Consider the following 13,499-nt stretch of genomic DNA (forward strand, 5'->3'; position numbering starts at 1 on the left):
GCTGCCGGCAGCGGCGCGCTAAACCGTCATCAATGACACGGAAATTCTTCGGCACGGACGGCATTCGCGGCCTCACCAACAGCGAGCCGATGACGGCGGAGACTGCGCTTCGCGTAGGGCAAGCGGCGGGCGCTCACTTCCTTCGTGGAGATCACCGCCATCGCGTTGTGATCGGCAAGGACACCCGCCTGTCTGGCTACATGATGGAATCGGCGATGGTCGCCGGGTTCACCTCGGTCGGCATGGACGTCGTATTGCTGGGTCCAATGCCGACGCCTGCAGTCGCGATGCTGACCCGGTCGATGCGTGCCGACATTGGCGTGATGATCTCCGCGTCGCACAATCCGTTTGCGGACAATGGCATCAAGCTGTTCGGGCCGGACGGTTACAAGCTCAGCGACAAGACCGAGCAGGCGATCGAGAGCAAGATCGAGAAGGGGGTAAAGCTCGTTTCGGCGGAGAAGATCGGTCGCGCCCGCCGCATCGACGACGCCCGCGGTCGCTACATCCACCATGTCAAGTCGACGTTCCCGGAGCAGCTACGCCTCGACGGCCTGAAGATCGTTGTCGATTGCGCAAATGGAGCGGCCTACCATGTCGCGCCCGAAGCGCTTTGGGAGCTCGGTGCGGACGTCATCCCGATCGGAGTGAAGCCGGATGGCCTCAACATCAATGCGGACTGCGGATCGACCAAGCCTCAGCTACTCCAGGAAACAGTCGTCGCGAGTGGGGCCCACATCGGCATCGCCCTCGACGGAGACGCGGACCGCCTGATCCTCGTCGACGAAAAGGGCCGCATCATCGACGGCGACCAGATGATGGCGCTGGTCGGGCTCGACCTGCAGCGGCGCGGCGAGCTTCGTGGTGGGGCGGTTGTGGCTACGGTCATGTCCAATCTCGGGCTAGAGCGGCGGCTTCAGCAGGAGGGGATCGGTCTGATCCGCACCGCGGTGGGCGACCGCTACGTGCTCGAGGCGATGCGCGAGAAGAAATGCAACGTCGGGGCGAGCAGTCCGGCCACATCATTCTCAGCGATCACTCGACAACCGGCGATGGCCTCGTCGCCGCGCTTCAGGTGCTCGCGGCAATCGTCGATAGCGGCAAGCCTGCGAGCGAAGTGCTGCACCTGTTCGACCCGGTACCGCAGCTGTTGAAGAACGTCCGGTTCAACGGCGGTAACGCACCCCTTGAATCCGACAAGGTCCAGAAACGCATCGCTGCCGCCGAGGCAGAATTGAAAGGCCGCGGTCGCCTGGTGATCCGCAAGTCGGGCACCGAGCCGCTCATCCGCGTCATGGCCGAGGGCGATGATTCCAAGCTCGTCGAACGACTGGTCGACGACATCTGTGAGGCCGTGAAAAGCGCGGCGTGAACCCTTTGTTCGCAATTTGCCGCGAAACCCCAATGTTGTGCGCATGGACAATTTCGCCCGTACGGCGCCCGAAGTGCCGCGATGACCGCGAAACCCGCGCGAGTCCTCGTCATCGCCGGTTCCGACTCCGGCGGCGGCGCAGGCATTCAGGCGGATATCAAGACGATCACCATGCTCGGCGGTCACGCGATGACCGCCGTCACCGCCGTCACCGCCCAGAACACGACTGGCGTCACGGCCGTGCATCCGGTCCCGGCCGAAGTGATCCTCGCGCAAATCGATGCGGTGGTCGACGACATCGGCGTAGACGCAGTGAAGATCGGGATGATCGGAAGCGTCTTCGCGGCCCGGCAGATCGCGCTGAGGCTTGAGAGGCTGAAGGCGGAGAATCCCGACCTTCCGATTGTCTTCGATCCCGTGATGGTCGCGACCAGTGGCTCCTTGCTCGCGGATGAAGCGACGATTGCCGCTTTCGGTCCGCTGATGGACCTTGCAACCATCACCACCCAAACCTTCCGGAGCTCGCTCGGCTCAGCAACAAGGAAGACCCCGTGGCCGCTGCGCTCGGGCTTGTCGGAGAGCATGGCTGCGCGGTGCTCATCAAGGGCGGGCACGACGAGGGTGATACGCTTGCCGACGCCCTGATCGAGACAGACAATATCACCAGTTGGCAGGGACAGCGCATCGACACGAAGAGCACGCACGGAACCGGCTGCACTCTAGCGAGCGCGATCGCCTGCCTGCTCGGTCAGGGCGATAGCCTGACCTCGGCGGTAGAACGCGCGCGCACGTTTGTTCGCGTTTCCCTCTACGCTGCTCCGGACCTAGGGCATGGCGCCGGACCCGTTGGATCGACCAACGTCCGTCTCGATGTTGGTCCCGGACCGCGGCTGAATCAGGTCACGCTGACCGTGAAGGATTACGCCAAGTCCGTCGATTTTTACTCGAAGCTGGGTCTGAAGCAGATCGTCGATAGCCCGAGAATTCGTACGCGCGTTTCGAGACGTACGGCGGTGCTACTTTGTCGATCCAGGCTGACCCGGAAGAGAAGATCTCGCCGACTACCGCAGTCTATCTCGAGTGCGACGACCTTGACGCGCGCGTCGAGCGGTTGGCGCGCCTTGGAATTTTGTTCGAACACGCGCCGCGTAACCAGCCGTGGATGTGGCGCGAGGCTCGCCTCCGTGACCCGTCGGGGAACATCATCTTCCTCTACAAAGCCGGGGAGGCACGGCGCTTCCGCCCTGGCGCGTCGAATAAATCCACAGTTTTGTGAGTCGTCGTCTGGCGACTCACCGAGGGTCTCCATAGGCTTAGGCGCAAATGCCTCGCCGCTGTTCCTTCAAGATCGAGCTGGATTTCCCCAGCCGCTGGCCGGCGTGGATGAGGCGGGCTGCGCGCCGCTGGCAGGGCCGGTGGTTGCGGCGGCCTGCATCCTCGACCGCAACAAATTCCCGCGCGGGATCGACGATTCCAAGAATTTGCCGCTTGAGAAGCGTGAGGCGCTCTACGCCAAGATCACCAAGGTAGCGGCGTTCGGAGTCGGCATCGCCAGCGTCGAGGAGATCGACAGCATCAATATCTACTGGGCACGCATGCTGGCGATGACCCGGGCGGTAGAGGCGCTTGGCATCGAGCCAGCCTGGGTTCTAGTCGACGGGAATGCCACGCCGAAGTGGCAGAGGCCGTCGAAGGCTATCGTCGACGGCGACGCCAAATGTCGCTCTATCGCTGCGGCATCGATCATCGCCAAGGTCACTCGCGACCGGATGATGGCAGCTCATGCCGAGACTTATCCTGGTTACGGATGGGAGCGAAATCGCGGCTATCCGACCCCGATCACCGTCGCGCCTTGCGTGAGCTTGGACCGACGCCGCTGCACCGCCGGAGCTTTGGCCTGGTCCGTGACATGATCGCCGCAGCCGCCCAACCGGAGCTCGAGCTTCCGGAAATCGCCGTCGCGAGTCCTTTGAGTCACACCACCACAGGTTGAGTCTCGTGAGTCCGGGCGGACTCAACATCTTGTGGTCGAGTCTTCGCGGACTCTCTTCGTTCCGTCGTGTCCCCAAAGCGCGTTAACCTCTGTTCGCTTGACCGCGAGTCGGGCCTGACTCACCCTTCGACGCAAAGGGGGCACAGTCGCATGAATCTTATTGCCCGCATCGCGGAGACCAAGGGCGCTTTGCGCCCGCGTGCAAGTACAAAGCCGAAGCGCGAGCTTCCTTTCGACGAGATTTTGATGGGTGACTGCATCGCCGAAATGGCGCGCCTCCCCGACAAGTCCGTCGACATGATCTTCGCGGACCCGCCTTACAATTTGCAGCTTGGCGGCGACTTGTTCCGGCCGGAAGGAAGCCGCGTCGACGCTGTCGATGATGAGTGGGACAAGTTCGACAGCCTCGCCGCCTATGACAATTTCACCCGCGAATGGCTCGCCGAGGCGCGCCGTATCCTGAAGGACAATGGCACGATCTGGGTGATCGGCAGCTATCACAACATCTTCCGCGTGGGCTCACTGCTTCAGGATGCCGAATTTTGGATCCTGAATGACGTGATCTGGCGCAAGGCCAACCCGATGCCGAACTTCCGCGGCACTCGTTTCACCAACGCCCACGAGACTTTGATCTGGTGTGCGAAGGATGAGAAGGCGCGCTACACCTTCAACTATCGCGCGATGAAGGCGCTCAACGACGACCTTCAGATGCGGTCCGACTGGGTGCTGCCCATCTGCAGCGGCCAGGAGCGCGTTAAGGACGACGAAGGCATCAAGGCCCATCCGACGCAGAAGCCGGAGGCTTTGCTCTATCGCATCCTGCTCGCCTGCACGAAGCCGGGCGATATCGTGCTCGATCCATTCTTCGGGACCGGCACGACCGGCGCGGTTGCGCGGCGTCTCGGCCGCCGCTGGATAGGCATCGAGCGCGAGCCGTCCTATGTGAAGGTTGCTCGTGAACGGATCGCATCGACCCTGCCCTTGACGAGAGCGCGATGCAGGTGGCTCCCGACAAGCGCTCTGCGCCGCGGGTCGCATTCGGACTTCTTGTTGAGTACGGCATGGTCGCACCCGGAACGGTGCTTACCGACAGCAAGCGCCGGTGGCAGGCGAAAGTCTGCGCCGACGGATCGATTGCCTGCGAGGCACATGCGGGCTCAATCCACAAGGTCGGCGCTGCATTGCAGGGCGCTCCCTCCTGCAATGGCTGGAGCTTTTGGCATGTCGAGGAAGCTGGGGCGCTTCAGCCGATCGACGCGCTTCGGCAAAGGCACTTGGCCGGTCTGGGCTAAGGTGCCATTGCTCCGACCCGCATGAGCGACACACCCAATTTCGCAGTCGTGATCCTCGCGGCGGGTCAAGGCACCCGCATGCGCTCGGACACGCACAAGGTCCTGCATCCGATCGCCGGCAAGGCGCTGCTGATGCACCTGCTCGACAGCGTCGACCGTCTGGGTGCCGAGAAACGCGTCGTCGTCGTCGGCAAGGGCCGGGACCAGGTCGAGAAGGCGCTGAAAGGTCGCGATGTCAGTATCGCGCATCAGGTGGAGCAGAAGGGCACCGCCCACGCTGTCCAGCAGGCGCAAGACGCGCTTGCAGGTTATGAGGGTGCGGTCCTCATCCTCTATGGCGACACGCCTTTTGTTGAGCCCGAGACGCTGAAGCGGATGCTTGACCGCCTTGATGGCGGAGGCGGGCCTGGCGTCGTCGTCCTGGCTTCCACGCCGGACGATCCGCTGAAATACGGACGCATCATCCTCGGCGAAGGCGATCACATCGCCAAGATGGTCGAGTTCAAGGACGCGACCGAAGAGGAGCGGACCGTCCGCCTCTGTAACAGCGGTATGATGGCGTTGCGTTCGAAGGATCTGTTCCGCTGGCTCGACCAGGTCGGGAACGACAATGCGGCGGGCGAATATTACCTGCCTGACGTCGTCAACATCGCCGCCGCGGAAGGCCGCGACGCGGTCGTCATCGAAGGCGATCCCTACGAGACTGCCGGCGTGAACAGTCGCGCCGAGCTCGCCCATCTCGAGCTCGATTGGCAGCGCCGCCGCCGTGAGCAAGCGCTTCAGGACGGCGCCACCCTGATTGATCCCGAGAGCGTCTGGTTCGCGGCCGACACCAAGCTCGGCCGCGACGTCACTGTCGAACCGCATGTCGTCTTTGGCCCGGGCGTCGAGGTCGCCGACGGAGCGACGATTAAGGCATTCAGCCACATCGAGGGGGCGACTATCGCGACCAAGGCGGTGATCGGGCCGTTTGCCCGCCTCCGCCCAGGCGCGAAGATCGGCGAGAAGGCGAAGGTCGGCAATTTCGTCGAGGTGAAGAAGGCGGTGCTGGGCCCGGCGCGAAGGCCAACCACCTGTCCTACATCGGGGATGCGGACGTCGGCGCGGATGCGAACATCGGCGCTGGAACGATCACCTGCAATTACGACGGTTTCGGCAAGTACAATACGGTGATCGGCAAGGGCGCGTTCATTGGCTCAAACACCGCGCTTGTCGCACCGGTGACGATAGGTCCGGGCGCAATCGTTGGAGCTGGCTCGGTCATCACCAAGGACGTCGCGCCCGACAGCCTTGCCGTCGAACGCAGCGAGCAGAGGGGGATCGCCGGCTGGGCAAAACGCTTCCGCGATCGAATGCTGGCGAAAAGGGCCGCAGGCTAATGCCGAGCTTGGAATAATTTCAGGCTGCGCCCACTGGTTTACTTACAAGCCGAAAATACTAGGGCGGTGGCGACCGGGTCGGACGTGATCGTCCAGTGAGGGATTATGTGCGGAATCGTTGGAATTGTCGGCAAAAGTGAGGTCGCTCAGCGCCTGTTCGATGGCCTGAAGCGCCTCGAATATCGCGGTTATGACAGTGCCGGCATCTGCACGATTGACCATGGCGAGCTGGTTCGGCGTCGAGCCGAAGGAAAGCTCGAAAATCTTGCGCGCGAACTCGCGCAGGAGCCGCTCGGCGGGACCATCGGCATCGCCCACACGCGTTGGGCGACGCACGGCGCGCCCACAGTCGACAATGCCCACCCGCACATCGTTGGGCCTGTCGCGATCGTCCACAACGGGATCATCGAGAATTTCAAGCCACTCCGTGAGGAGCTCATTGCCGACGGTCGTGAGTTCAAGAGTGAGACCGACACGGAAGTCGTCGCGCACCTTGTAGCCCGCGAGGTCGAGGGCGGAGCCTCGCCGCAGGACTCAGTCGCGACCGTGCTGCCTCGCCTGCAGGGCGCCTTCGCGATCGCGTTCCTGTTCCGCGACCATCCCGACCTGATCATAGGCGCTCGCATGGGCGCGCCGCTGACCGTGGGTTACGGCGACGGCGAAAACTATCTTGGGTCTGACGCGCTTGCCGTAGCGCCCTGGACCCAGCGCATCGCCTATCTCGATGAGGGCGACTGGGCGGTTGTCCGTCGCGAGAACATCGAAATCTTCGACCGCGACAACGAGCCGGTCGAGCGCGAGATTGTCGAGTCCGGCGCATCTTCGGCCCGGTCGAGAAGGGCAATTACCGCCACTACATGCAGAAGGAGATCTACGAGCAGCCGATCGTAGTTGCCCAGACTCTCCAGAGCTACGTCCGTCCCTTCGAAGGCGAAGTCGCGCTCCCCACCGGCGATCTCGACCTCGCAACCGTCGGCCGAGTCACGATCGTTGCCTGCGGAACCAGCTTCTACGCCGGAATGGTCGCCAAATACTGGATCGAGCAATTTGCTCGCGTTCCGGTCGACATCGATGTCGCAAGCGAGTTCCGGTACCGCCAACCGGTGCTGGAGCCGGGCGGCCTGGCGCTCTTCATAAGTCAGTCTGGCGAAACTGCAGACACACTGGCAGCGCTTCGTCATGCCCGTAGCGAGAAGCAGCGCATTGCGGTTGTGGTGAACGTGCCGACAAGCTCGATGGCTCGCGAGGCAGATCTTCTACTTCCAACGCACGCGGGGCCAGAAATCGGCGTCGCGTCGACCAAGGCCTTCACCTGTCAACTTGCGGTTCTTGCGGCCCTGTCCGCAAACCTGGCGCGGGCCAAGGGTCGCCTAACACGCGAAGAAGAGCAGGATATCGTTGCGCACCTGCAGGAGGCGCCGGCAGCGCTGAACGCCGCGCTTGGCCACGACGACGACATTGCGGCGATGGCCCACCTCATCGCGCCCGCCCGGGACGTGCTCTACCTTGGCCGCGGGCCCGACTATCCCCTGGCTCTGGAAGGCGCGCTGAAGCTCAAGGAGATCAGCTACATCCACGCCGAAGGCTATGCGGCCGGTGAGATGAAGCACGGCCCGATCGCCCTGATTGACGAAGCCGTGCCGGTGATCGTGCTCGCGCCGTCGGGGCCCCTTTTCGAGAAGACCGTCAGTAACATGCAGGAGGTCCGCGCGCGCGGCGGCAAGATCGTGCTGATCAGCGATGCCAAGGGCCTGGAGGATGCCGGGGAGGGGTGCATTGCGACGATCGAGATGCCGGAGGTCCATCCGCTGATCGCGCCGCTGGTTTACGCGGTTCCGGTGCAACTTCTCGCCTATCACACGGCGGTCCTGAAGGGCACGGACGTCGACCAGCCGCGCAATCTCGCGAAGAGCGTCACGGTCGAGTGAACATGGCCGGCGAGCCTCAGACGCTGCCGTTCAGATATGACCGTTCCGATTTCGTCGCGCTCGCGGAGCTCGGCCGGCCCCGCATCGTAAGCTGGCTCTTTCGTCTGGCGTGGGCGCTGTTTGCCCTGGCGGGCGTGCTGATCGCAATTTGCCTTCTTGCAGGCTCCTCGCGCGTCCTGATTTATCTGCCCGTTCTCGCAATTATCTTGGTCGCCTACCTGCTGCTCTATCGCTACGGGGCACACATCGGCGCCTGGGCGATCGATCGCGTCGCGAGGCGCGACGACCTGCTCCGTGAGCAACGACTGACGGTGGCCGACGACTGCTTCCGGGCGGAATCGACGCGCGGTAAGACTGAGCTTCGTTGGTCGGCCATTCCCCGCATCCACGTCGAAGAGCCGCGCCTCTTCGTCTATTCGACCCGCCGCCAGGCCTTCATCATCCCGCGACGCGCGTTCGCATCCAGCGCGGACTTCGATGCCTTCGTGCAGACAACACAGGAACTTTGGAAGAGGCACCACCGGCTGTGAAACATATCGGCATTCTGGCTCACAGCTTCGAAGGCGCGACCCTTTGTTTTCATTCCGCCTGCCTGGAGGGCGTCGCCCGGCTCGGGCCGCACATGCATCCCGAGATCATCATGACCTGCTCGCCGATGGCGCTGGTCCTCGATGCATGGGAAAGCGGCGACAATGAAACGCTCCGCTCATTCTTCATGAAGGATGCCAAGAAGCTCGCAGCGGCGGGCGCGGATTTCTTCGTTCTTCCGGACAATACGGCGCACATCGCGATGGAATCACCCGGAGATGCCTTCCCGATCCCCGGCCTCAATATCGGCGAGGTGGTGGCCGACCAAGCGCTGAGGGAAGGTCGCATTAAGGTCGGCATCCTTGGAACCAAATATACGATGAACGGTCCGGTCTATCCCGGTGCGTTCGGACGCCGCGGCATCGGCTGGGCCGTTCCCTCGGCGGAGGACCAGAAGCTCGTCAACGATGTCATCTTCGACGAGCTTTGCCTGGGCGTTTTCACCGAGCGCTCGCGCGACGCCTACGTCCGCATCATCGAGAAGCTGCGGCGGGATGGCTGCGATGCGGTTGCGCTTGTCTGCACGGAGATTCCGCTGCTGGTGACGAAGGACGTCTCGCCGCTCCCGACGCTGGAATCGACGCAATTGCTCGCGAAGGCCGCGGTGGAAGTCGCAATCGGTGAGCGGCCGATGCCGACCTGGCGCGGCGGACCGATCGAGTAGTCAGGCGGCTTGGCGCGTCGCCTCGAGCTTGCGGACGTGCTTGCTGAGTTTGTCGTAGAGAAAGTCGACAACGGCCCGAACCCGCGGCGTATGGCGTACCCGCTCATGCGTGAAGAGCCACAACAGGCGTCCGTGATCGCTGCGCGGCGTCAGGCATTGGACGAGGTCCGGATCGCCATCGGCGACTACGCAGGGCAGCACTGCTATTCCGAAGCCGGACCTCACTCCGGACAGGAGACCGCCCGAGGTCGCATGGTGCATGGCGACCTGTTGCTCCAGCCCAAGTTGCTGCAGCCAGTTCTGATAATGAATCCACAGATTGCCGCCGCCGCCGCCAATGAACGAGTGTTTCTTCAGCTGCGCCCTGTTCCGCGGGACGCCGTTTCGAGCCGCATAGTCACGGCTGCAGTAAAGCGCCCAGTCGTCGATGCAGAGCTGGCGGCCGACCAGGCCGGCTGACAGCTGAGACTCGGCCTTTGTGCTTCGTAGCGAGATGTCTGCCTCTCCAGCACCGAGATCGCGGACGGACTGCGACGTATCCAGTTCGATAACTATCTCCGGGAAGGCCTCGTGAAGCTCGCGAAGCAGGGGTGCGAGGATGGTAATCGCATAGACCTCCTCGGTCGTGATCTTCACGGTGCCGCTGACATCTCGCGAATGGGCCGAGGCGGCATCGGCGAAGCTGTTGAGGGCGGATTCGACCGTCTTGGCCTGGCCAAGCAGGCTCTGCCCTTCAGGCGTCAGAGTGTAGCCGGCTTGGCGCTTTTCGAAGAGCCTAACACCAAGCGCTTCCTCCAGCGCCGTGATCCGTCGGGCAACTGTCGTCTGGCTCACTCGCAGCGCCCGCGCTGCCGCAAGCGTGCTGCCGTCACGGGCAACAGCGAGGAAATAACGGAGGTCGTTCCAATCGAGCATGGGCTGCAATTTAGCGCCTAAAGGCGCTATTTCCGTTCTGCAATTTTGCAGAATCATAGCACGATATCGTTGCTTACACGAACCGGTTTTCGGGATTAGTTGAAGGGTCGCGCCGGTAAGCTCCGGTCCCAGACAAACAAGGGGTAGCGACATGAGAAACCCATTCGTTCTTGCGATTGCATCCGCGATCATCACCGCTGGTCTGATCAAGGCAGTTCCGGCCCTCGCCGAGACACCGGCAGTCGAGCAGACCTACGTCAGCTATGTGAAGACAGCCGACCTCAACCTCACCAGCGAGCGTGGTCAGCAGGCTCTCGATCGCCGGCTTGCCCAGGCGGCACGCGAAGTCTGCGGCGTTCCTTCAGACTCCGATCTCGTCGGCCAGAACAAGGTCCGCCAGTGCCGCGACGAAGCGATCCAGCGTGCCGCCGCCGAGCGAGAAGCGTTGCTCGCCGCCGCGAACCGCGGAGCGGTCATCGCGATCACTGCCAGCCGTTAAGTTTCACGAGCTCTCCAAGAAGGGCGTCCCGGCCTCCCCGGGGCGCCCTTCGCCTTGTCTGGTGCAGGCGCCACACTTAGAGCCGACACATGATCGAGGTTTCAGGCGGCTGTCATTGTGGCACGGTGCGTTTCACGGCGAGGATGCCCGACGCGCCGGTGCACGCACTCGACTGCAATTGCTCGATTTGCTCGATGACGGGCTTCCTGCACGTCATAGTCCCGCACTCGGAGTTCGAGTTGCTGACCGGACGCGACGCCTTGGCGAGCTACCGCTTCGGCACCGGCTCAGCGGAGCACCTCTTCTGCTCGAATTGCGGGGTGAAGAGCTTCTATCAGCCGCGGTCTCATCCTGATGCGTGGAGCGTCAACGCAAACTGCCTCGATGAAGCGGTCGAACTCGAAATCGAACAGTTCAACGGGAGGCATTGGGAGAACGCAAAGGCGCGCCTCGACGGCGAACAGGCGGGCGGCTAGGCGCGTCGGATGCATCGTCCGCTACGCCTGACCATCGATAGCTCGGCCCTTGTTCATAACTGGCGCTGGCTCGCCGATCGCGCCGGAGTTCCGGCGGGAGCGGCGATCAAGGCGGACGCCTATGGCCTTGGCGCGCGGGAGACGATGCGGGCGCTTCACGGTGCTGGATGCCGCGACTTCTTCGTGTCCGTCTGGCCGGAAGCGGAAGAGCTTGGAGCGGTTCCAGGCGACGCGAGCCTTGTAGTGCTGCACGGTGTTGGCCCTGACGACGTCGAGGCGGCTCTGGCCTCTACCGCGCGGCCAGTTCTCAACTCTGTCGAGCAAGTTTCGCGCTGGAAACAGGCTGCGCCTGGTCGCGTCTGTGACGTGATGATCGACACGGGCATGAACCGGCTCGGCCTTCGGCCGGATGAGATCGCAGCCCTGAACGGTCTCTCCATCGATACGCTGCACAGCCATCTCGCTTGTGCCGACGAGGATCACGACTTGAACGCGGCTCAGCTGCAGCGCTTTCGCGAGGTGGCCGCACAGGTGCCGGCCAAGCGTTACAGCCTGGCCAATTCTGCCGGTACCTGTATCGGCCCGACTACAGCTTCGACCTCGTGAGGCCGGGCTTGGCCCTCTACGGCGGCATTCCTCGCCAGGAGGCCGAAGGACAGATCCAGCAAGTCGCGCACATCGAAGCGCAAATTGTGCAGCGGCGCACAATCCGGGCTGGCGAAAGCTGCGGCTATGGCGCGACCTTCGTCGCCGATGCGGACACCGAGGCCGCGATCCTGAACATTGGCTATGCTGACGGCTATCTCCGAGGCTTCTCCTCGAAGGGTACGGCATTTGCTGGCGAATTCGCGCTGCCTGTGCTCGGCCGGGTTTCGATGGACCTGATTGCAGTGCGTTGTGATGCGACCCTGATATTAGGGAAGGCGAGTGGGTCGAGATCGATTACGACCTGCCTACGGCGTCCGAGGCTTCTGGGCTTTCCCAGTACGAACTGCTGACGACCTTGGGCTCGCGTTTCGAGAGGCGCTGGCCTTAGACCCCGGTTCGGGCGTTTTCGGCTTGTATCGGCAGAGGTCGATCACCGGGCACCGCCAGCATTCTGGCTTTCGTGCCTTGCAGATGTAGCGGCCGTGCAGGATCAGCCAGTGGTGCGCGTTAAGCCGGAAGGGTTGGGGGACAACCTTCTCGAGCTTCAGCTCGACCTTGAGCACGTCCTTGCCAGGCGCAAGGCCGGTTCGATTGCAGACTCGGAAAATGTGCGTGTCGACCGCGAAGGTCTCTTCATGGAAGGCCGTGTTGAGCACCACGTTAGCGGTCTTCCGGCCGACGCCGGGTAGCTTTTCCAGCTCTTCGCGACTGCCGGGCACTTTGCTCCCGTGGTCGCGGATCAGCGCTTCCGAAAGAGCGATGACGTTCTTCGCCTTGGTGTTGAACAAGCCGATCGTCTTGATCGCGTCACGGACCTTCGTTTCGCCCAGCGAAACCATCTGCTCCGGCGTCTTCACGTGTTCGAACAGCGGCCGGGTGGCGATGTTCACGCTGGCGTCGGTCGCCTGGGCGGACAAGACGACGGCGACGAGCAATGTGTACGGATTCTCGTACTCAAGTTCAGTGGTTGGCGAGGGGTTCTCCTCGGCAAGCCTGCGGAAAAACTCGAAAACCTGCTCGCGCGTCACAGTGCGTCGATGACGTCGCGCATCGAATAGATGCCTGCTGGCTTGCCGACGAGGAACTTCGCGGCAGCAAGCGCGCCCCGCGCGAAGATCATGCGATTCTCGGCCCGGTGCGAAAGAATCAGGCGCTCCTCGGGGCCGGCGAAAATGACATCGTGGTCGCCGGCGACCGTACCGCCGCGAAGCGAGGCGAAGCCGATCGCGCCTTCCTCCCGCTTGAGGTTGGTGCCCTTACGGCCACGTTCTGCATTCAGTTTCGTTCCGCGCCCGCGGGCCGCGGCGTCACCGAGTGCCAGTGCAGTCCCCGACGGTGCGTCGGTTTTTTGCCGATGGTGCATTTCTAGGATCTCGATGTCCCACTCGGGGCCAAGTACGCTCGCCGCGCGCTCGACGAGGTCGGAAAGCAGGGCGACGCCCAAGGAAGTGTTCGCTGCGCGGAGGACGGCAATGTCCTTTGCCGCCGCTGAAATCCTTCGGCTCGCGAAATCGTCTAGCCCAGTCGTTCCGACCAGGATCGGGACGGCCGCTGCGAGCGCGCGATCGAGGCTCGCCTGCAGCGCAGACGGAGCCGAAAAATCGACGATTACGTCGCCATGGTCAGCATCGATCTCGAAGCCAGGATCGTCGGCGACCGCGGTCGCAATGGCGCGGCCCATTCGGCCGTTCGGTGCGAAGAGGCTGATGCGGGTCGGCTGCTCGTCAGTGCGCATGCTGGCACTG

7 protein-coding genes and 7 pseudogenes are annotated in these 13,499 nt (G+C 63.1%); 11 read left to right on the forward strand and 3 right to left on the reverse strand.

From position 1 onward, the window contains the following. Window positions 1-32 precede the first annotated feature (32 nt). The 8 genes and pseudogenes from glmM (at window position 33) to H9L14_RS05085 (ending at window position 9,216) form a co-directional block, all read left to right on the forward strand. Window positions 33-1,372, forward strand: a pseudogene (gene glmM / locus H9L14_RS05050) (phosphoglucosamine mutase). A 171-nt stretch (window positions 1,373-1,543) separates the two neighbouring features. Further along, window positions 1,544-2,310: pseudogene (gene thiD, locus H9L14_RS16945) on the forward strand (bifunctional hydroxymethylpyrimidine kinase/phosphomethylpyrimidine kinase); the annotation flags it as partial. A gap of 369 nt (window positions 2,311-2,679) precedes the next feature. Next, window positions 2,680-3,365 (forward strand): annotated as a pseudogene (locus H9L14_RS05060) (ribonuclease HII). A 150-nt stretch (window positions 3,366-3,515) separates the two neighbouring features. Next, window positions 3,516-4,657 (forward strand): annotated as a pseudogene (locus H9L14_RS05065) (DNA methyltransferase). Window positions 4,658-4,678: 21 nt separating this feature from the next. Further along, window positions 4,679-6,036: pseudogene (gene glmU, locus H9L14_RS05070) on the forward strand (bifunctional UDP-N-acetylglucosamine diphosphorylase/glucosamine-1-phosphate N-acetyltransferase GlmU). A 105-nt stretch (window positions 6,037-6,141) separates the two neighbouring features. After that, a pseudogene (glmS, locus tag H9L14_RS05075) lies at window positions 6,142-7,964 on the forward strand (glutamine--fructose-6-phosphate transaminase (isomerizing)). 2 nt (window positions 7,965-7,966) lie between these two features. Next, entirely contained in the window at window positions 7,967-8,494 is a 528-nt protein-coding gene (locus H9L14_RS05080) for a YcxB family protein (RefSeq protein ID WP_187709469.1), read from the forward strand. Beyond that, window positions 8,491-9,216, forward strand: coding sequence for an aspartate/glutamate racemase family protein (locus H9L14_RS05085; protein WP_187709470.1), 726 nt, complete (start codon window positions 8,491-8,493; stop codon window positions 9,214-9,216). The genes H9L14_RS05080 and H9L14_RS05085 overlap by 4 nt, the downstream gene beginning before the upstream one ends. Here the strand turns inward: H9L14_RS05085 and H9L14_RS05090 are convergent, their stop codons facing one another. Next, window positions 9,217-10,131: a LysR family transcriptional regulator gene (locus H9L14_RS05090; RefSeq protein WP_187709471.1), complete on the reverse strand. Its 915-nt coding sequence runs from the start codon at window positions 10,129-10,131 to the stop codon at window positions 9,217-9,219. A gap of 151 nt (window positions 10,132-10,282) precedes the next feature. On the opposite strand from H9L14_RS05090, the gene H9L14_RS05095 reads away from it, so the two are divergent. The 3 genes and pseudogenes from H9L14_RS05095 (at window position 10,283) to alr (ending at window position 12,142) form a co-directional block, all read left to right on the forward strand. Beyond that, complete coding sequence (locus tag H9L14_RS05095) at window positions 10,283-10,630, forward strand: UrcA family protein (RefSeq protein ID WP_187709472.1); 348 nt, start codon at window positions 10,283-10,285, stop codon at window positions 10,628-10,630. Between the two features lie 89 nt (window positions 10,631-10,719). Continuing rightward, window positions 10,720-11,106 carry a GFA family protein gene (locus H9L14_RS05100; RefSeq protein ID WP_187709473.1) on the forward strand — a complete coding sequence of 129 codons (387 nt, stop codon included), beginning with the start codon at window positions 10,720-10,722 and terminating at the stop codon, window positions 11,104-11,106. Window positions 11,107-11,115: 9 nt separating this feature from the next. Beyond that, window positions 11,116-12,142 (forward strand): annotated as a pseudogene (alr, locus tag H9L14_RS05105) (alanine racemase). On the opposite strand, the gene nth reads toward alr, so the two are convergent. Together nth and dapB are read right to left on the reverse strand one after the other, a co-directional pair. Then, on the reverse strand, window positions 12,060-12,782 hold the full coding sequence (gene nth / locus H9L14_RS05110; protein WP_187709474.1) for an endonuclease III: 723 nt from the start codon (window positions 12,780-12,782) through the stop codon (window positions 12,060-12,062). The pseudogene alr and the gene nth overlap by 83 nt on opposite strands. Continuing rightward, entirely contained in the window at window positions 12,779-13,489 is a 711-nt protein-coding gene (dapB, locus tag H9L14_RS05115) for a 4-hydroxy-tetrahydrodipicolinate reductase (RefSeq protein WP_187709475.1), read from the reverse strand. Before dapB ends, nth begins: the two co-directional genes overlap by 4 nt. Between the last annotated feature and the right edge of the window lie 10 nt (window positions 13,490-13,499).

The organism is Sphingomonas sediminicola (genome assembly GCF_014489515.1).
Lineage (GTDB): Bacteria > Pseudomonadota > Alphaproteobacteria > Sphingomonadales > Sphingomonadaceae > Sphingomicrobium > Sphingomicrobium sediminicola.